This window comes from Nocardioides humi, assembly GCF_006494775.1.
Taxonomy (GTDB): domain Bacteria; phylum Actinomycetota; class Actinomycetes; order Propionibacteriales; family Nocardioidaceae; genus Nocardioides; species Nocardioides humi.
Genome location: NZ_CP041146.1, coordinates 4,068,302 through 4,085,575, shown reverse-complemented (window position 1 = coordinate 4,085,575; position 17,274 = coordinate 4,068,302). Strand labels below are relative to the sequence as shown.

At 74.7% G+C, this 17,274-nt stretch carries 16 protein-coding genes; 6 read left to right on the top strand and 10 right to left on the bottom strand.

All coding sequences use genetic code 11. The annotated features are described in order from the left end of the window. Positions 1 to 57: 57 nt before the first annotated feature. Both FIV44_RS19875 and FIV44_RS19870 read left to right on the top strand, forming a co-directional pair. Positions 58 to 348, top strand: coding sequence for a hypothetical protein (locus tag FIV44_RS19875; RefSeq protein WP_141005962.1), 291 nt, complete (start codon positions 58 to 60; stop codon positions 346 to 348). Next, positions 336 to 1,400: a hypothetical protein gene (locus tag FIV44_RS19870; RefSeq protein WP_141005961.1), complete on the top strand. Its 1,065-nt coding sequence runs from the start codon at positions 336 to 338 to the stop codon at positions 1,398 to 1,400. The genes FIV44_RS19875 and FIV44_RS19870 overlap by 13 nt, the downstream gene beginning before the upstream one ends. A gap of 162 nt (positions 1,401 to 1,562) precedes the next feature. On the opposite strand, the gene FIV44_RS19865 is transcribed toward FIV44_RS19870, so the two are convergent. The 4 genes from FIV44_RS19865 to FIV44_RS30665 are packed head-to-tail and all read right to left on the bottom strand — an operon-like array spanning position 1,563 to position 6,406. Continuing rightward, complete coding sequence (locus FIV44_RS19865) at positions 1,563 to 2,972, bottom strand: cytochrome P450 (protein WP_246086508.1); 1,410 nt, start codon at positions 2,970 to 2,972, stop codon at positions 1,563 to 1,565. After that, entirely contained in the window at positions 2,972 to 3,127 is a 156-nt protein-coding gene (locus FIV44_RS30670) for a hypothetical protein (protein ID WP_181410702.1), read from the bottom strand. The genes FIV44_RS19865 and FIV44_RS30670 overlap by 1 nt, the downstream gene beginning before the upstream one ends. A 40-nt stretch (positions 3,128 to 3,167) precedes the next feature. Next, on the bottom strand, positions 3,168 to 6,200 hold the full coding sequence (locus FIV44_RS33300; protein WP_181410701.1) for a helix-turn-helix transcriptional regulator: 3,033 nt from the start codon (positions 6,198 to 6,200) through the stop codon (positions 3,168 to 3,170). 53 nt (positions 6,201 to 6,253) lie between these two features. Further along, positions 6,254 to 6,406, bottom strand: a complete 153-nt coding sequence (locus FIV44_RS30665; protein ID WP_181410700.1) for a hypothetical protein — start codon at positions 6,404 to 6,406, stop codon at positions 6,254 to 6,256. A 192-nt stretch (positions 6,407 to 6,598) separates the two neighbouring features. Here FIV44_RS30665 and FIV44_RS19855 point away from each other — a divergent pair, with 192 nt between their 5' ends. After that, entirely contained in the window at positions 6,599 to 7,270 is a 672-nt protein-coding gene (locus FIV44_RS19855; protein ID WP_141005959.1) for a nitroreductase family protein, read from the top strand. Further along, positions 7,270 to 9,240 carry an ABC transporter ATP-binding protein gene (locus FIV44_RS19850; RefSeq protein WP_141005958.1) on the top strand — a complete coding sequence of 657 codons (1,971 nt, stop codon included), beginning with the start codon at positions 7,270 to 7,272 and terminating at the stop codon, positions 9,238 to 9,240. Before FIV44_RS19855 ends, FIV44_RS19850 begins: the two co-directional genes overlap by 1 nt. A gap of 46 nt (positions 9,241 to 9,286) precedes the next feature. On the opposite strand, the gene FIV44_RS19845 is transcribed toward FIV44_RS19850, so the two are convergent. The 6 genes from FIV44_RS19845 to FIV44_RS19825 are packed head-to-tail and all read right to left on the bottom strand — an operon-like array spanning position 9,287 to position 16,668. Next, a complete protein-coding gene (locus FIV44_RS19845) occupies positions 9,287 to 11,218 on the bottom strand; it encodes a cation:proton antiporter domain-containing protein (protein ID WP_246086507.1) in 1,932 nt (643 codons plus the stop codon). Continuing rightward, complete coding sequence (gene nhaA, locus FIV44_RS19840; protein WP_219996094.1) at positions 11,218 to 13,095, bottom strand: Na+/H+ antiporter NhaA; 1,878 nt, start codon at positions 13,093 to 13,095, stop codon at positions 11,218 to 11,220. The genes FIV44_RS19845 and nhaA overlap by 1 nt, the downstream gene beginning before the upstream one ends. Before the next feature lie 9 nt (positions 13,096 to 13,104). Continuing rightward, on the bottom strand, positions 13,105 to 13,461 hold the full coding sequence (locus FIV44_RS32415; RefSeq protein ID WP_246086506.1) for a thiamine pyrophosphate-dependent enzyme: 357 nt from the start codon (positions 13,459 to 13,461) through the stop codon (positions 13,105 to 13,107). Continuing rightward, positions 13,461 to 14,705, bottom strand: coding sequence for a thiamine pyrophosphate-binding protein (locus FIV44_RS19835; RefSeq protein ID WP_246086505.1), 1,245 nt, complete (start codon positions 14,703 to 14,705; stop codon positions 13,461 to 13,463). Before FIV44_RS19835 ends, FIV44_RS32415 begins: the two co-directional genes overlap by 1 nt. Then, positions 14,702 to 15,652, bottom strand: coding sequence for an o-succinylbenzoate synthase (locus tag FIV44_RS19830; RefSeq protein ID WP_141005957.1), 951 nt, complete (start codon positions 15,650 to 15,652; stop codon positions 14,702 to 14,704). The genes FIV44_RS19835 and FIV44_RS19830 overlap by 4 nt, the downstream gene beginning before the upstream one ends. Next, positions 15,649 to 16,668 (bottom strand): AMP-binding protein, encoded by a 1,020-nt coding sequence (locus FIV44_RS19825; protein ID WP_246086504.1) that lies wholly within the window; start codon positions 16,666 to 16,668, stop codon positions 15,649 to 15,651. The genes FIV44_RS19830 and FIV44_RS19825 overlap by 4 nt, the downstream gene beginning before the upstream one ends. A gap of 76 nt (positions 16,669 to 16,744) precedes the next feature. On the opposite strand from FIV44_RS19825, the gene FIV44_RS19820 reads away from it, so the two are divergent. After that, on the top strand, positions 16,745 to 16,987 hold the full coding sequence (locus tag FIV44_RS19820; protein ID WP_141005955.1) for a ribbon-helix-helix protein, CopG family: 243 nt from the start codon (positions 16,745 to 16,747) through the stop codon (positions 16,985 to 16,987). A gap of 14 nt (positions 16,988 to 17,001) precedes the next feature. After that, positions 17,002 to 17,250, top strand: a complete 249-nt coding sequence (locus tag FIV44_RS19815) for a type II toxin-antitoxin system RelE family toxin (protein WP_141005954.1) — start codon at positions 17,002 to 17,004, stop codon at positions 17,248 to 17,250. The last annotated feature ends 24 nt before the right edge of the window (positions 17,251 to 17,274 follow it).

Sequence of the window (17,274 nt, the reverse complement as noted above, 5' to 3'; positions counted from 1 at the left end):
CACAGGCCCGGAGCACCGAGGTTTGTCCACAGGGGCGGGGAGCCGAGGCTGCCGCGCATGACGTTCACCGTGGACCCCGCCGCCCTGCGCCGGGCCGCCCACCGCCTCGACGAGGAGGCGGGCGAGCTGCGCGCCCGGCGTACCGCCGTCGCCGCGCCCGACGCCGGCGCGCTGACCACACTGGTCCGGCTCGCGCTGGCGACCTGCACCGACGGCGCGGCCGAGGTCGAGGCGGCGTTCACGGCCAACGCCGCGGGCCTGCGGTACGTCGCCCGGACGGCCGCCGACACCGACGACCTGGTCGCCCAGCACCTCCTCGACGTGGGGGTGCCGCTGTGGAGCTCCTGACCCGGGTGGCCGGCGCGCCCGGCGACTGCCTCGACGCCGCCCGGGCGCTGCGGCGGCTCGCGTCCGCCCTGGCCGACGCCGACCGGCTGGCGCTGCGGCACCGGCGGTTCCCCGAGGAGGACTTCGCCGGCGACAGCGCCGACGGCTTTCGCGGCGCGTCCGGCGAGCTCGCCGACGGCCTCGACGGGTTCCGGCCGGGGGTGGCGAGGCTGGCCACCGCACTGCGCGGGTACGGCGACCGGCTGGCGGAGGTGCAGGCGACGATGCGCCGCGTGCGGCGTACCGCCCGCGGCCACGGCCTCCTGCACGGCACCGTCGTGCGGCTGCCCGCCGCGCCGGCGCCCGAGCAGCTCCGGGTGCTCCGGGCGCTCGCACCGATCGTCGCCGCGGCGTGGACCGTGCTCGCCCGGGCCGAGGACGACGTCCGCGCCGCCGCCGACCTGGTCGATCCGGCCATCCGGTCGAACCCGCTCGTCGCGGCCTATCCGGCCACCGCCGTACCTCCCTCGGCGGACACCGGCGGCCCGGTCCGCTGGCCGCCCGACGAGACCGCCTGGCCTCCCGAGCACCCGACCCCGACACCCGAACCCACCGGAGGTGGCCCCATGTCCCACGACGTCTCCCTCGCCGTCCCCCGCCGCTGGGCGACCCGCGACGACCCCGCCCCCGGCGTCGCCCTCCACGCCCGGGCGCCGGCGGCCGCGGCCTCCGGCTTCACCCCCGAGCTGGTGGTCCGCACCGGGCCCGTCGGCGACGCCTCCTCGCTGACCGACTGGCGCGCCGACGCGCTGTCGACCCTCGCCCTCCAGCTGGACGACCTCGAGGTCGAGGACGCCGACCTGATCGACCTCGACGGCGAGCCGGTGGCCTACCACCGGTTCTCCCACCGGATCGGCGGCGTCGACGTCGTGTGCGACCAGTGGGCCTGGCTGCACGACGGCCTCGGCGTCACCCTGACCGGCACCGTCGCCCGTGCCGACTACGCCGACTACTGCGACCTGTTCGAGGACGTCGCCGCCACCGTGGAGCTGGTGCCGCGTGCGGCGGCGTGAGCCTGGAGCCGTGGATGGGCGCCGTAGCGAGCGGCGCTCCAGGGGTGTGATCGCAAGGCGCGGGCGCGAGGGCAGTCTGGTTGACTGTTGAGCGTCCGCAACGCCGCGAGCGCGCCGCTGGAGTGTCGCGTAGTAGGTGTCCATCCACGGATCCAGGCTGAATCAGCGCGCGCGGACCCGGATCCGCGCGCCCCGCCGGGGCACGCTGGTGATGTTGCGGACCTTGGGCACCTCGGTGCCGACGGCGGTGACGTCGTACCGGCGGAACACCTCGCGCAGCACCTCGACGCCCTCCATCAGCGAGAATCCCGCGCCGATACAGCGGCGCACGCCGCCGCCGAACGGGATCCACACGTTGAGCGGCGGGACGTCGTCACCGAGGAAGCGCTCGGGGCGGAAGACGTCCGGGTCGGTGAAGCTCGCGGCCCGCTGGTGGCTGACGATGATCGACGGCCCGACGGTGGTGCCGCGCGGGAGGTCCCAGCCGCCGACGGTGGCGGGCTCCATCAGGGTGCGCACGACCATCGGGATGATCGGGTGCAGCCGCATCGACTCCTTGAGCACCGCCTCCAGCCAGGCGTCGTCGCCCTCGTCGACCGCGCGCTGGGTGCGGGCCAGCAGATCGGGGCTGCGGCCGACCTCGACCAGCGCCCAGGACAGCGCGGACGCGGTGGTCTCGTGCCCGGCGAGCAGCAGGGTGACCAGCTGGTCGCGCAGCTCCACGTCGGAGAGCCCGCCCTCGCCGGGTGCGGCGTCCGGGTCGTGGGCGGCGAGCAGCCGGGACAGCACGTCGGAGCGGTCGGCGAGGTCCCCGGCGGTGCGGCGCTCGCGGATCTCGGCGTACATCAGGCGGTCGAGCTCGACCTGGTTGTCGACGGTACGCCGCCAGGGGCCGAGCCGCTGCAGGCGCGGGTACGCCCAGCCGAGCAGGATGGCCGGGCTGATCTCGACGGTGCGGTTGACCGCGGGCCGCAGCCGCGCGCGCCGGTCCTCGTCGGTGACGCCGAAGACGACGCGCAGGATCACCTCGAGGGTGAGCGCGTTCATCCGCTCCAGGACCCGGAAGGCCTCGTCCTCAGCCTTCGTCCGCCGGTGGGCGTCGTCGCGAGCGCCGCCAGGCGGGTGTGATGGCAAGGCGCCGGCGCGAGGGCGGTCTGGTTGCACCGTTGAGCGTCGGCACCGCTGCCAGCGCGCCCGCATGGTGGTGCGCAGCAGGCGGCCACCGGTGGACGGAGGCTCTTGCCATCCGGCGACCTCGGCGGCGGCGACCTCGGCGACCAACGAGCGGTAGCCGCGCAGCGCGTGGCCGAGGAACGCCGGCATCAGCAGCTTGCGGGCGCGGTGGTGCTCGCCGCCGTCCTGCAGGAGCAGGGAGTGCTCGCCCATGATCGGGCCGAGGATCGCGTTCCCGCGCCCGGCGTGGAAGACCTCGGGGTCCGCGGCGAAGATCTCCTTCGTCACGGCGGGCGAGGTGAACAGGACCAACGGGCGGTTGCCCGGGACCAGGTTCAGGGTGAAGGCCTCGCCGTACCTCCGGTGCAGCCACGGGTGGAACTGGTGCCGGAACCGCATCAGCGCCACCGTCTGCACGATCGCCGGCCAGCGCGGGCCCGGGGGAGCCGGTCCATCGGCACCGGCGGCAGGTCGCCGCCGCCCACGACGCTGGTGCGCCGGAAGCGCTGCAGGGTCAGCGGCAGGGTGTCCTCGCGGTCCTCGGTCGTCGTCACCCGATCGACGCTACGCCGCGGTCACCGGCGAGACACCCTCCTACGGTAGGAGATCGTCGCGGCGCGCGATCGCCGCCGCCTCGGTCCGGCCGGAGGCGCCGAGCTTGCCCAGGATGTTGGAGACGTGGACGCTGACGGTCTTGGTGCTGATGAACAGCTGCTTGCCGATCTCGCCGTTGGACCGGCCCTCTGCGACGAGCGCGAGGATCTCCAGCTCGCGCGCGGTGAGCGCGGCGCCGCCGGTGTGGCCGGTCGCGGTCGTCCCCCGGGACGCACCGGACTCGGCCAGCAGGTCGGCCACCATCCCCGGCGCGCGCAGCCGGTCGGCCAGGGCACGGGCCTGGCCGGCCTCGTCGCGGGCACGGGCGGTGTCGCCGGTGAGCCGCAGGATCTGGGAGTACGCCGCGCGCACGCGCAGCAGCACCGGGACGTTGCCGACCTTGGCGGTCGAGTCGAGCGCCGTCTCCCAGGCGGCGAGCAGCTCGTCGCGCCGCGGCCCGTCGGCGCTGGCAGCCCCCTCGGCGCTGGCAGACCCCTCAGCACCGTCGGCGCGGTCGGCACCCGCGAGCCAGTGCACCCGGAGATGCTCGGCGACCAGCCGGTCGGTCCACATCCGGCCCTCGGGACCCCACGGGCCGCTGCGCTCGCGGATCGCCGCGAGCACGGCCTCGCCGTCGGCGAGCAGCCGGTCGGCGCGGGCGACGAGGGTACGGCGCTCGGCGGAGCTGGCCCGAGGCAGCGCGCGGCCGATCGCGGCCAGTGTGGACGCGGCAAGGCGGATCTGGCCGCCGAAGGACTCGCCCCAGATCCGGCCGAGCACCTCCACGACGTCGTCGTAGACGCCGATGGCCGCGGTCGCGTCGCCGCGGTCGGCGTGGACGTCGATCTCGACGCCGGCGCTGTAGACCGCGATGCCGCCCTCGTCCTCCCACAGGGCGCGCAGCGCCTGCAGCCGGGTGAGGACGTCCGCGCCGCGCGCGGCGCGGACCGCCAGGCGGGCGGGCTCGACGATCCCCAGCGGGATGGGCGGCCCGCCGAGCCCGTCGACCGCCTCGACGAGCGCGACCACGTCGTCCCACTGGCCGAGGGCGTAGGCGACCCAGGCCAGCTGCCAGCGGGACTCGATGCTGTAGGGCGCCCAGACCAAGCCGGCCCGCTCCCCCAGGTCCACGGCCGAGCGGAACCAGCGGGCCGCCTGCTCCCAGTCGGCGGAGTCCTGGTAGGACCGGCCCAGCAGCCAGCGCCCACGGAGCTCGGCCTGGAAGGCACCGGCGCGCACGGCGCTGTCGACCGCCGACTCGAGCGCCCGGCGCAGAGCGTCCTGCGCGGTGCCCTCCACGGTCTTGACCCCCAGCCCGCTCAGCGTGGTCTGGATGTCGGAGGCCAGCTCGGGCATGGCCAGGCGCTCCGCCATGGCCAGCGCCTCGGTGGCGAGGGACTCCGCCTCGTCCTGCAGGTCCGGTCGGTAGCTGTCGAGGATCCGCGCGTGGGTGGCCAGGACCTTCGCCCGCAGCGAGCTCTCGCCCTCCGGAGCCAGCGCCACCGCCTCCGCGGAGACCTCCACGGGGTCGAGCTCGGTCTCGGTCATGGAGAGGATCACGGCGTGGCTGTGGAGCAGCCGGCAGCGGTCGAGGTCGGGGCCGTCGGGTGGCAGCTGCGCGAGCCGGGCGGCGACCAGTTGGCCGGCCCGCACGGCGTTGCCTCCGACGATGAGCGCGTTGGCGGCCCAGGACACCAGCTGGGCGTGGTCGACGTCGAGCCGGGCGACCCGGTCGGGGTCCTCCAGCAGCTCGAGAGCCTGCTCGTAGTGGTCGGCCGCCTCGTCCGGCCCACCGACGGCCATCGCCTCGTGGCCCGCCTCGATGCTGGCCGTGACGGCGCGATCGAGGTCGTTGGCGCGCCGCGCGTGGCGGGCCAGCTCGGCCGACGTGCCGCGGGCCGCGCCGGTGGACAGCGCGGCGACGTACCGCGCGTGCAGCCGCACCCGCTCGCCGGGCAGCAGGTCGTCGTAGATCGCCTCGCCGAGCAGGGCGTGGCGGAAGGAGTAGAGGTGGCCGCCGACCTCGAGCACGTTCATCTCGACCGCCTGCCGGATGCCGGCGTCGAGCCGGTCGACGGGCACGTCGGCGGTGGCCGCGAGCAGATCGTGGGTGACCCGCCGGCCGGCGACGCTGGCGACCCGGGCCACGTGGCGGGCCTCGTCGGAGAGACGGTCGAGCCGGACCAGCAGCAGATCGGCGAGATCGCCCGGAACGTCGCCGTCGGCGCACGACCCGGAGGCGACCAGCTCCTCCACGAAGAACGCGTTGCCCTCGGCCCGGTCGACGATCCGGGTCACCGACCGCTCGTCGAGCCCGAACGGGTCGAGCTCGTGGACCAGCGCCCGGACCGCCTCCGCGGGCAGCGGGCCGAGCGCGAGCCGGCTGACCTGCGGCAGCCGGGTCCACTCGGCGACCTGGCGGCGCAGGGGGTGGCGGCGGTGCAGGTCGTCGGAGCGGTAGGACGCCACGATCGCGACCGGACGGGAGAACGCGCGGGTGAACAGGAACCCGAGCATCTCGCGCGTCGACTGGTCGGCCCAGTGCAGGTCCTCGACGACGAGCAGCACCGGCGCCTCGGTGGCCGCCGCCTCGAGCAGTGCGTGGACGGCCACGAAGATGTCGCCGCGGTCGGCGCCGCGGCTGCGGTCGTCGGAGGAGTCCTCGCCGACGACGCGGGTACGGCGGCCCGGCTGGAGCCGGGTCAGGGCCGGGTGGACGGCGGCGACCGCCTCGACCAGGTCGGGGTGGTGGGCGTCGAGCCGGCCGAGCACCTCGCTGAACGGGAGGTAGGGCAGCGCGCTGTCGCCGAAGTCGAGGCAGTGCCCGGCCAGCACCTGCCAGCCGGCCTCGAGCGCGTGGTCGCGCAGCGCCCGCAGCAGCCGGGTCTTGCCGACGCCGGCGTCGCCGGACAGCAGCACCGCCCGCTGCTGGGTCCCGGACTCGGCGGCGCTGACCGCGTCGTCGAGCACCGCGATCGCCTCGGCGAGCTCGGTGTCACGCCCGACCATGGTCAGGCTGCTGTGTGCGGCCACGGGCACCATCATGGCGTCCGCCACCGACAGTGCCGGCACGGGTACGGCGTCCCTCAGCGGGCGCGACGGGCGAGACTGGGGTCGGTCGCGAAGATCCGCCGCAGCCACGAGGCGCGGCTCCGGCCGGCCCGGCTCGCGGCCATCCCGCGGGCCACCTGCTGGCGGCGGTAGTCGTTCTCTGCACTGGTGAAGTAGTCGCTGCTCATGAGGTAGAGACTCGTCGCCTGAGGTAGGCCCGCACATCGGACAACTGCCCTATCCGGGCCGCCCGCCTACCTCAGGTCCTGCTCCGGCGAGCTGCTCTATCTCCGCAATTGAACGGTTCCAGCAGGTTTCTCCTGCGAAACCGTGCTCAATCCGTTCAATTGCGCCGAAACGGCGACCCCTAGGCTGGCCGGATGGAGTTCGCCGAGGTGGTCCGCCGACGCCGGATGACGCGCGCCTACACGGCCGAGCCGGTGGACCCCGCGGTGCTGGAGCGGGCGCTCGACCACGCCACCCGGGCGCCGAGCGCCGGGTTCGCCCAGGGGTGGGCGTTCGTCGTGCTCGACACGCCCGACGCGGTCCGCGGGTTCTGGGCCGCGCAGACCGACGACGCCGGCGAGGACGGTACGCCGGACCGGTGGCTGGCGGGCATGATGACCGCGCCCGTGGTGGTCGTGCCGTGCAGTCGCCGCGACGCCTACCTCGACCGGTACGCCGAGCCGGACAAGCGCCGCGCCGGCCTCGGCACGCACGACGAGAGTCGCTGGGCGATGCCGTACTGGCACCTCGACACCGCCATGGCCGCGCTGCTGCTGCTCCAGTCGGTGACCGACGCCGGCCTCGGCGCCTGCTTCTTCGGGCTGGTCCCCGACCGGGTCGACGCCGTGAAGGCCCGGCTCGGCCTCGCCGACACCGCCGAGGAGGAGGCGCCGCACCCGATCGGCGCGATCACGATCGGCCACCCGGCACCGCCCGCGACGGGGGCGCGGGGGTCGGCGAGTCGCCGTCGTCGTACCCCGTGGCGGGAGGTGGCCCACCGCGGCCGCTGGGGCGCGGGCTGGGGCCCGGCCGGAGGGGACAGCTGATGCCGCGGCCGAGCTCCACGATCACGCATCTGTCCCCCGACGAGCTGTACGGCAACCAGGACGTCCTCCCGCGCGTCGCGCGGCTGCTGCGGCCCTACCGCGCCCAGATCGCGCTGGTGCTGGTGGCGGTCGTCGCGTCGGCGGCGCTGCAGTCGCTGGTGCCCTTCCTGACCCGCGCGGTCTTCGACGACGCGCTCTTCCCGATCGACGGCGGCGGCGCGCGGCTGCACCTGCTGGCGTGGCTGGTCGCCGGGATGTGCGCGATCCCGATCGCGACGGCACTGATCGGGATCGGGCAGAACTGGCTGACCTCGACGGTCGGGAACTCCGCGATGGCCGACCTGCGCGGCGACCTCTTCGAGCACCTGCAGAAGATGGAGCTGGCGTTCTTCACCGCGACCAAGACCGGCGCGATCCAGTCCCGGCTCGCCAACGACGTCGCGGGCGTGCGGACGGTGCTCACCGACACCGCGACCACCATCGTGCAGAACTCCGTCACGGTGACCGCGGCCTTCGTGTCGATGGTCGTGCTGTCGTGGCAGCTGACCGTGCTGACGCTGATCCTGATGCCGCTGTTCATCACCCTGCAGCTGCGGGTCGGACGGCGCCGGCAGCGGCTCGCCCGGCGTACCCAGGAGTCCCTCTCGGAGATGACCGCGATCACCGAGGAGGCGCTGTCGGTGAGCGGGATCCTGCTCGCCAAGGTGTTCAACCGGTCCGAGTCGGAGGTCGCGCGCTACCGGGAGGCGAACCGCCGCCAGACCCGGCTCCAGGTCGAGCAGGCGATGACCGGGCGCACCTTCTTCGCGGTCGTGCAGACCTTCTTCGCGATCACCCCGGCACTGATCTACCTCGTCGCCGGGTGGATGCTCACCGGCTCGCTCCCGGTCGGCGACGGCACCCTCACCGCCGGCACGCTCGTCGCGTTCACCACGCTGCAGGGCCGGCTGCAGATGCCCCTGCTGCAGCTGATGCGCGTCTCGCTGGACGTGCAGACGTCGCTGGCCCTGTTCCGGCGGATCTTCGAGTACCTCGACCTCGAGCCGGCCATCACCGAGCGGCCCGGCGCGGTCGCGCTCGACCCCGATCGCCTGCGGGGCCGGGTCGAGCTGCGCGGCGTGCGGTTCCGCTACCCCGATCCGCGGACGCTGTCCGGCACCTTCCACGGCGACCGGTTCGGCGAGAGCGGTGTACGGATCGAGGACGAGCCGACCGACGACGAGCGCTCGGCCGAGCCGGGCTGGGCGCTCGACGACGTCTCCCTGGTCGTCGAGCCCGGGCAGCTCGCCGCGATCGTGGGGCCCTCGGGCAGCGGCAAGACCACGGCGACGTACCTCGTCCCGCGGTTCTACGACGTGACCGAGGGCGCGGTCCTCATCGACGGGCACGACGTCCGCGAGCTCACCCTCTCCTCGCTCGCCGACGCGGTCGGGATGGTCACCCAGGAGCCGTACCTCTTCCACGGCACCATCCGCGACAACATCGCCTACGCCCGCCCGGGCGCGTCGCCCGCGGAGATCGTGCAGGCCGCGCGCGACGCCAACATCCACGACCGGATCATGAGCTTTCCCGAGGGCTACGAGACGATCACCGGCGAGCGCGGGTATCGGCTCTCCGGCGGCGAGAAGCAGCGCCTCGCGATCGCCCGCGTCCTGCTCAAGGACCCGCGGATCCTGATCCTCGACGAGGCCACCTCCGCCCTCGACACCGAGACCGAGCGGCTGGTGCAGGAGGCCCTGGAGCGCGCCACGCGCTCCCGCACCACCATCGCCATCGCCCACCGCCTCTCCACCATCCGCTCCGCCGACGTGATCTTCGGCCTCGAGGACGGCCGCCTGGTCGAGCGCGGCACCCACCGCGAGCTGATGGCCCTCGGCGGCCTCTACAAGCGCCTCTACGACGAGCAGTTCTCCCGCGAGCCCCACGGCCGCCGGCACTGCGACAGCCGCCGCGCCGACGTCCCGCTGTGAGGCGCCCGGGTTGCAGGAATCGCCGCTGAAGCGGCGAAACTGGCACTTACTGGCCGTTGCAACGGTCAAGAAGCGCAGGAATCACCACTGAAGCGGCGATTCCTGCACCCCCCTCACCCGCTCTGGTGATGCACGAAGCACCAGCGCCAGTCCTCGTCCGGCTCGACCGAGCGCATGACGGGATGCTGGGTCGCGCGGAAGTGGGCGGTGGCGTGGCGGCGGGTGAGGAGTCGCAGCAGCCGACGTTGCCGCAGGTCAGGCACATCCGCAGCGCGACCCAGCGGGTGCCCTCGGCGAGGCAGTCGGCGCAGGCGGGCTCGGCCGGCGGGTCCAGGAGCGGGACGTGGGCGAGGTGCTCGCAGCCGTCGCGGCGCTGGACCCGGCCGGTGGTGCGGAGGTCGGCGCGGGCAGCGTCGGCGGCGTCGAGCATCGACTCCTCGACGTCCAGCATGGCGAGCACGTCGCTGACGACCTCGGACGGTACGGCGCCCGTCGAGCGGATCTCCAGCACCCGGCGGCGCTCCGCGTCGATCATCTCGCCGCGCCAGCGGGCGTACAGGTCGCTGGGGCTCTCCTCGCCCTCGGTGGTGCCGAGCCGCTCCCAGGCGGCGAAGTTGCGCTGCTCGATGCGCTGGACGATCAGCTCGCGGACGTGGTGCGGGTCGTCGCCCTCGGCGGCGAGCTCGTCGAGACGGCGGAAGCCGGCCTTCGCGGCCTGCTGGAGGAGCGTCGCCCGGGCGAGCGCGTCGTCGTGCGGATCGGGCGAGGGTACGCCGAGCCGGCGGGCGAGCCACGGCAGGGTCAGGCCCTGGCCGAGCAGGGTGCCGGCGACGACGGTGAAGGCGACGATCAGCACGATCTCGCGGTGCTCGGTGTCGAGCGGCACGACGAACGCCGCGGCGAGCGTCACCACCCCGCGCATCCCGGCCCAGCCGATCAGCAGCGAGTAGCGCCAGGACACCTTCTCGCCGGTGACGGGGTCGGGGCCGGGCCGCATCAGCAGCGCCCGGGCCGCGAAGACCCAGAGCAGCCGGAGCACGACGACGGCGGCCAGCGTCGCGGCGCAGGCGAGCACCGTCGTCCGGGCGCCGAGCTCGCTGCCGCCGACCTCGCGGATCAGCCAGTCCGCCTGCAGGCCGATCAGCAGGAAGACGGTGTTCTCGAGGATGTAGGCGATCGTGCGCCAGTTGGTGCGCTCGGCGATCCGCGACGGCGCGGTCTGCAGGAGCGGCGCGACGTGCCCGAGCAGCAGGCCGGCGACGACGACCGCCACGACGCCGGAGGCGTGGATCTCCTCGGCGGCGATGTACGCCGCGAACGGGATCACCAGCGAGATGGCGGTGTCCAGCAGCGGATCGGTCACCCGCTTGCGCACGAAGCCCACGACCAGGAAGGTCAGTCCGCCGACGAGCACGCCGCCGCCCGCGGCGACCACGAAGTCGAGCCCGATCTCCCACAGCGTCACCGACGAGCCGAGCGCCGCGATCGCCATCCGCAGCGCCACCAGCGCGGTCGCGTCGTTGAGGAGGGACTCGCCCTCCAGGATCGTGACGACCCGGCGGGGCAGCCCGATCCGGCGGCCGATCGCGGTGGCGGCGACGGCGTCCGGCGGGGCGACGACGGCCCCGATGGCGAGTGCCAGCGGCCAGTCGAGATCGGGTACGACGAGCCGCAGCACCGCCGCGACGCCGAGCGTGCTGAAGACGACCAGCCCCACCGACAGCAGCAGGATCGGGCGGCGGTTGGCGTTGAAGTCGACCAGCGAGGTGGTGACCGCGGCGGCGTACAGCAGCGGCGGCAGCAGGCCGAGCAGCACCTCCTCCGGCTCCAGGTGCACCTCCGGCACGCCCGGCAGGTACGACGCGGCGACGCCCACGACGACGAGGGTCAGCGGCGCCGGCAGGTCGCGCTTCTCCGACAGCGCGGTGACGGTCAGGACCGTCACCGCCACGGCCAGGAGGAGGAGCGCGATCTCCATCAGCGTCCGGGATCCAGCGCCTCGAGCGCGGCGATCAGGCTCTGGGCGTCGAACGGCCCCTCGTGACGGCGCTCGCCGACGAAGAACGTGGGCGTCCCGCGTACGCCGCTGGCCTCGGCGCTGGCCATGTCGCGCTCGAGGCGCGCGACCAGCGCCGGGTCGTCCAGGTCGGCGGCGAACCGGTCGACGTCGAGGCCCAGCCGCTCGGCGTACCCGAGCAGGTCGTCGCGCTCGAGGTGCGCCTGGCTCTCGAACAGCAGCTCGTGCATGTCCCAGTACCGGCCCTGCTCGCCGGCGGCCTCGGCCGCCACGCCGGCGAGGACCGCGTGCGGATGCACGTCGAGGGGGAGGTGCCGCGGGACGTAGCGCAGCCGGTCGCCGAAGTGGTCGCGGACCTCGCGTGCGGCGCCGGTCGCGCGGGCGCAGAAGGGGCACTCGAAGTCGAGGTACTCCACCAGCGTCAGCGGCGCGTCGGACGGACCGTTGACGTGGTCGCGCTCGGGGTCGACCGGGTCGCTCAGCCGGGTCGGCAGGGCGGCGTCGCGCTGGTCGAAGAACCGGGCCGCGACCGCGAACGCCAGCCAGCCGACGACCACCGCGAGCACGGCGGCGAGCAGGACGCCGACCTTGGCCTGGTCCTGCAGCCGCTGGTCGGTGAAGGCGAGGCCGATGATGAGCAGGGAGACGGTGAACCCGATCCCGGAGAGCGCGGCGCCGCCGAGGGTGTGCCCGGCCGCGACGCCCTCGGGCAGCGACCCCAGCCGGAGGCGTACGGCGCCGAGCGCCCCGGCCCCGATGCCGACGAGCTTGCCAACCACCAGGCCCAGCACCACGCCCCAGGTCACCGGCGAGGACAGGGCGTCCCCGAGGACGCCGTCGCGCAGGTCGATGCCGGCGTTGGCGAGCGCGAACACGGGCACGATGACGAAGCTGGTCCAGCCGTGCAGCGCCTCCTGCAGCCGCTCGTTGACCGACACGGCGCGGTTGAGGCTGTGGCGCGCCGCGCGCTGCACCTCGGGCAGCGGCGACTGCTGGAAACGGCGGACCCGCTCCGCGGCCTGCTGCACGAGTCGGCGGTCCGGGTCGGCGGCCGGGACGAGGAGGCCGGACAGCATGCCGGCGATGGAGGCGTGCACCCCCGACTGCAGGGTCGCGATCCACAGCACGACCACCGTGGCGACGTACGGCGAGGCGCGCCACTCCCCCACGCGGTCGAGGACGACGAGCGCCACCAGGCAGGCGCCGGCCACGGCCAGCGCGGTCAGGTCGATCGAGTCGGAGTAGACGACGCCGATGACGGTGACGGCGACGATGTCGTCGATGACGGTGAGGGTGAGCAGGAAGATCCGCAGCTGCGTGGACACGCTGGGCCCGACCAGCGCGAGCGTGCCGAGCAGGAAGGCAGTGTCGGTGCCGATCACCACGCCCCAGCCGGCCGCGCTGTCGCCGGACGGGTTGAGCGCGAGGTAGAGCAGCGCCGGGACGACCATGCCGCCGATGCCGGCGATGACGGGTACGACGAGGCGGCTGCGCTCGGTCAGCTCGCCGACCGAGAACTCCCGGCGCACCTCGAGCCCGATCACGAAGAAGAACACCACCATCAGGCCGTCGTTGACCCAGTGGTGCAGGTCCATGCTCAGCCCGCCGCCGGCGAAGGTCAGCTCGAGGGTCTGGTGCCACAGGCGCTCGTAGCCGTCCGACCACGGTGAGTTGGCCCAGGCGAGGGCGACCAGCGCGACCGCGACCAGCAGTCCCGCGCTCGCGGCCTCGGTGTGGATGAAGTGCCGCAGGGACGGGGCGACGCGGGCGTCTCGCGCTTCCGCCGTCTCCGGCTCCCGCTCTCCGGACGTCGACGGCGAACAGGTGTCGCTGGCCACCTGATCAGCCTAGATGACCAGCTTCCGGATCCGCCGGTCCAGCTCGCGTCGGCCGCTCCGGTCGACGACCGCCTCGACCACCTCGATGCCGCCGTTGGGGCTGGCGAGCGCCTGGTCGAGCTCGGGTCGGGAGGTGACCCGCAGGTGGGGCACCCGGGCCGCCGCGCACAGGCTGGCGAGGTCGTGGCCGTGGGGCGTGCCGAAGAGCCGCTCGAAGGACGCCGCGTGCGCCGGCGCGCCCTGCTCCAGCATGGAGAAGATCGCGCCGCCGTCGTCATTGGGTACCACGATCGTCAGGTCCGGCCGGGGCTCCTCCGGCCCCAGCACCAGCGCGGTCTGGTCGTGCAGGAAGGTGAGATCGCCCATCAGGGCGAGGCTCCGGGTCGAGTCGCGCCGCCCGAGGGCCGCGCCGATCGCGGTGCTGATCGTGCCGTCGATGCCGGCGAGGCCGCGGTTCGCGACGATCTTGCGGCGGGTGCCGACGGTGGTCGGGCGGAGCATGAGGTCGAGGTCGCGGATCGGGCTGGACGCGCCCACGACCAGCAGCCCGCCGGCGGGGAGGGCAGCGTGCGTGGCCGCCGCGACGTCGTACGGCGTGAGGGCGGGCTCGCTCGCCAGCAGCCGGTCGACGCGCCGGGCGAGATCGCGGTCCGCCGTACGCCAGGCGTCGAGCCAGGCGGGGTCGTCGGGACCGTTCTCGGCCCATGCCGGGGCGTCGATCGTGCGGGAGCCCGGGGGCTGACCGGCCACACGCCCCGGCCGGGCACGACCAGCACCTCGACGTCGGCCCGCTCCAGGAGCAGGGTGACCGGCCGTGAGAGCGTGGGCCGGCCGAACACCACGACCCGCTCGATCGTGTCGCCGAGAGCGGTCTCCAGCAGCAGTCGGTAGGTCCGCAGCGCGTTCTCGCCCGTCCGGGACCCGCTCGACGGCTCGGCCAGCAGCGGCCAGCCCGCCGCCTCCGCCAGCCGCCGCGCCGGCGGCCCGGAGTCGTCCCCCGCCACCACGACCGTCCGCGGCCCCTGCCGCAGGTCGGTGTGCTCGCGCCCCATGCGAATTTGTCCCGATTCGGGTGTCTCCACGACGAATTCGCATGGGGCGCGGTGCGGGGGGAGGGCAGGCACAAGCGGGGCGTCGAGCTGCAGGTTGAGGTGGACGACGGCGCCCCACGGAGCGGGCACCGCCTCGAGAGCGGCGACCGACGCCACGTCGTACGACCTCACCAGGGGGCCGAAGATGCCGATCTGGTCGGTGGTCTGGTTGGCGCCGGTCCCCCGGAGCCGGGCGGGACGGTCGGCCGAGACGACGACCAGCCCGACGCCGGCGTGGACCGCCTCCAGGACGGCGGGGTGGAGGTTGGCGACCGCGGTGCCGGAGGTGGTGAGGACGGCGGCGCGCGAGCCCGACTTGGTCAGGCCGAGCGCGAGGAAGCCCGCCGTCCGCTCGTCGATCCGAGTGTGCAGCCGGAAGGCCCCGGCCTGCGCGGCCGCCCACAGCGCCATCGCCAACGGCGCGTTGCGCGAGCCCGGCGCGACCACGACCTCGCCCACCCCGGCGCGGAGCAGCCGCGCGACGAGGGCGTCGGCGAGCACCGCGGGGGTATCGGTCATGGACGCCGATCCTTCCGCACCGCCCGGACCGCGGCGAGCCGGGCCTCCCAGTGCGCGACCCGCTCGGGCGCCGCGACCAGGGCGTCCAGCCGTCCCTCGTCCACCATCGGCCGGACGACGGGCAGCGCGCCGTCGACCGGCAGCAGCGGCTCCCCGACGACGTCGGCGGTGAGCAGCTGCACGGTCGCCAGCCCGCAGGCGTACGGCAGCTCCGGCAGCGCCGCGGCGAGCGCCACGCCCGCGGCGATCCCGACCGAGGTCTCCAGCGCGCTCGACACCACGACGGGCAGCCCGATCCGCTCGGCGATCTCCAGGCAGGCCCGGACGCCGCCGAGCGGCTGCACCTTGAGCACGGCGATGTCGGCGGCCGCCAGGTCGCGCACCCGGTAGGGATCCTCGGCCCGCCGGATCGACTCGTCCGCGGCGACCGGCACGTCCACCCGGCGCCGCACGACCGCGAGGTCCTCGACGCTCGCGACCGGCTGCTCGACGTACTCCAGCCCGCCCGCCGCGCGGTCCAGCCGGCCGATCGCGGCCACGGCGTCGTCGACGGACCAGCCGCCGTTGGCGTCGACCCGGATCCGCCCGTCGGGGCCGAGCGCGTCGCGGACCGCCTCCAGCCGGGCCACCTCGTCGGCGAGGGTCTGGCCAGGCTCGGCGACCTTCACCTTCGCGGTCCGGCAGCCGCCGGCGCGCACGATCTCGTGGGCGCGCTCGGGGCCGACCGCGGGCACGGTGACGTTGACCGGCACCCGGTCCCGCAGTGGCGCCGGCCAGTCGTCGGCCGCCGCCTCCTCGGCACAGCGCAGCCAGGGCTCGGCGACCTCGGCCGGGTACTCCAGGAACGGGCTCCACTCCCCCCACCCCGCCGGCCCCTCCAGCAGCGCGGCCTCGCGGACCGTGATCCCGCGGAAGCGGGTGCGCATGGGGATCGACACCACCCTCACGGCGCCACCTCCCCGGCCTCCACGAGCCGCAGCAGCGCCTGCCGGTCGGGCTTGCCGTTGGGCAGCAGCGGCATCGCGTCCAGCCGGACCACCTCGCGCGGCGCCCAGGCCCGCGGGTGCGCCCCGGCCACCCAGTCCCGCAGGGCTTCGAGGTCGGGCGGCCCCACCACGAACGCCACGACCCGGTTGCCCCACTCGGGATCCGGTACGCCGAGCACCTCCGCCGCGCCCACCTCCGGGTGCGCCCGCAGCCGCTCGGCCACCGCGGGCCCCGGCACGTTGAGCCCGCCGCTCACGATCACGTCGTCGACCCGCCCGATCACGGAGAGCCGGCCGTCCTCGTCGAACCGGCCGGCATCGGCGGTGAGGAACCAGCCGTCCACGAGCACCTCCCGGGTCAGGTCCGGCTGCCCGTCGTACCCGCTGAACAGGGTCGGCCCGGCGATCCGGATCCGCCCGCCCTCGCCCAGCGCCACCGCGACGCCGTCGAGCGGCAGGCCGTCGTACACGCAGCCGCCGGCGGTCTCCGCCGACCCGTACGTCGCCACCACCCGCACCCCGGCGTCCTCGGCGCGCGAGCGCAGCGCGGCACCGATCGGCCCACCGCCGAGCAGCACCGTGTGCGCCCGCCGCAGCGCCGCCCGATCGGACGCCGAGGACAGCATCCGGGTCAGCTGGGTCGGCACCAGCGACACGAACCAGCCCTCGCCCGCGGGCCAGCCGTCGCGCTCCAGCAGCGTCGGCTCGTGGCCGGCGACGAGCGACCGGGCGACCACCTGCAGCCCCGCGACATAGGTCGGCGGCAGCGCGAGCACCCACGGCCCGCTCGCACCGAGCCGGGCGGCGGACGCCCGCACCGACGAGAGCAGCGCGTCACGCGTCAGCAGCACCCGCTTCGGCGTACCCGTCGAACCGGACGTCTCGACCACGACAGGCGCCTGGCCCGTCCCGTCCAGCCAGCCGCGCACCCGCGCCACCACCGCGTCGTACCCGCCCACCAGGCTCACCGCTGCCACACCCGCGAACCTATCGGCCGACACCCCGACCCGGATCTGGTACCACGCGGTACCACTGCTTGCTACGATCGCGACCATGGCGATGAACCTGCGGCTCGATCCGGCCGACGACCGGCTGCTCACCGAGCGCGCCCGGCAGGAGAGCCGCAGCAAGCAGGAGATCGTGCGGCAGGCCGTCCACGACTACCTGAACGACGAGGTTCGTCGCCTCGAGGATCTCGAGGACGACCTGGCCCTCGCCCGCTTCCGGCTGCGCGAGCAGCTTGGCCCGATCGCCTACGTACCCCAAGCCGAGGCTCGGGCACGACTCGGGCTCTGACCCCGCCAGATCTCGTGGTCTACGACGTCATCTGGGACCCCGAGGCGCTGGCGGCGGCCGAGCGGTTTCTCGTCAACGACCGCGAAGGTCTGGCCGCCGTCTTCGACCGCACCGACGCGCTCGCGCACGATCCCCGGCCCTCGACTGCCATGGCCGGGGGCAGCGACCACTGGCGACTCCGCATCGGGGCCTACCGGGTGCTCTACAGGATCACCGACACCACGGTGACCGTCGACGTGATCCACCTCGGCCGCGCCGGCTGACCGGCACCCCGGCTGCGCCGGCCG

Bases quoted from the DNA above. Each gene is read 5' to 3' on its own strand.
- FIV44_RS19875 (WP_141005962.1), top strand. From the start codon at position 58: ATGACGTTCACCGTGGACCCCGCCGCCCTGCGCCGGGCCGCCCACCGC.
- FIV44_RS19865 (WP_246086508.1), bottom strand. From the start codon at position 2,972: ATGCGGTTCCGGCACCAGTTCCACCCGTGGCTGCACCGGAGGTACGGC.
- FIV44_RS30665 (WP_181410700.1), bottom strand. From the start codon at position 6,406: ATGAGCAGCGACTACTTCACCAGTGCAGAGAACGACTACCGCCGCCAG.
- FIV44_RS19855 (WP_141005959.1), top strand. From the start codon at position 6,599: ATGGAGTTCGCCGAGGTGGTCCGCCGACGCCGGATGACGCGCGCCTAC.
- FIV44_RS19850 (WP_141005958.1), top strand. From the start codon at position 7,270: ATGCCGCGGCCGAGCTCCACGATCACGCATCTGTCCCCCGACGAGCTG.
- FIV44_RS19845 (WP_246086507.1), bottom strand. From the start codon at position 11,218: ATGGAGATCGCGCTCCTCCTCCTGGCCGTGGCGGTGACGGTCCTGACC.
- FIV44_RS32415 (WP_246086506.1), bottom strand. From the start codon at position 13,461: ATGGGCGATCTCACCTTCCTGCACGACCAGACCGCGCTGGTGCTGGGG.
- FIV44_RS19835 (WP_246086505.1), bottom strand. From the start codon at position 14,705: ATGACCGATACCCCCGCGGTGCTCGCCGACGCCCTCGTCGCGCGGCTG.
- FIV44_RS19820 (WP_141005955.1), top strand. From the start codon at position 16,745: ATGGCGATGAACCTGCGGCTCGATCCGGCCGACGACCGGCTGCTCACC.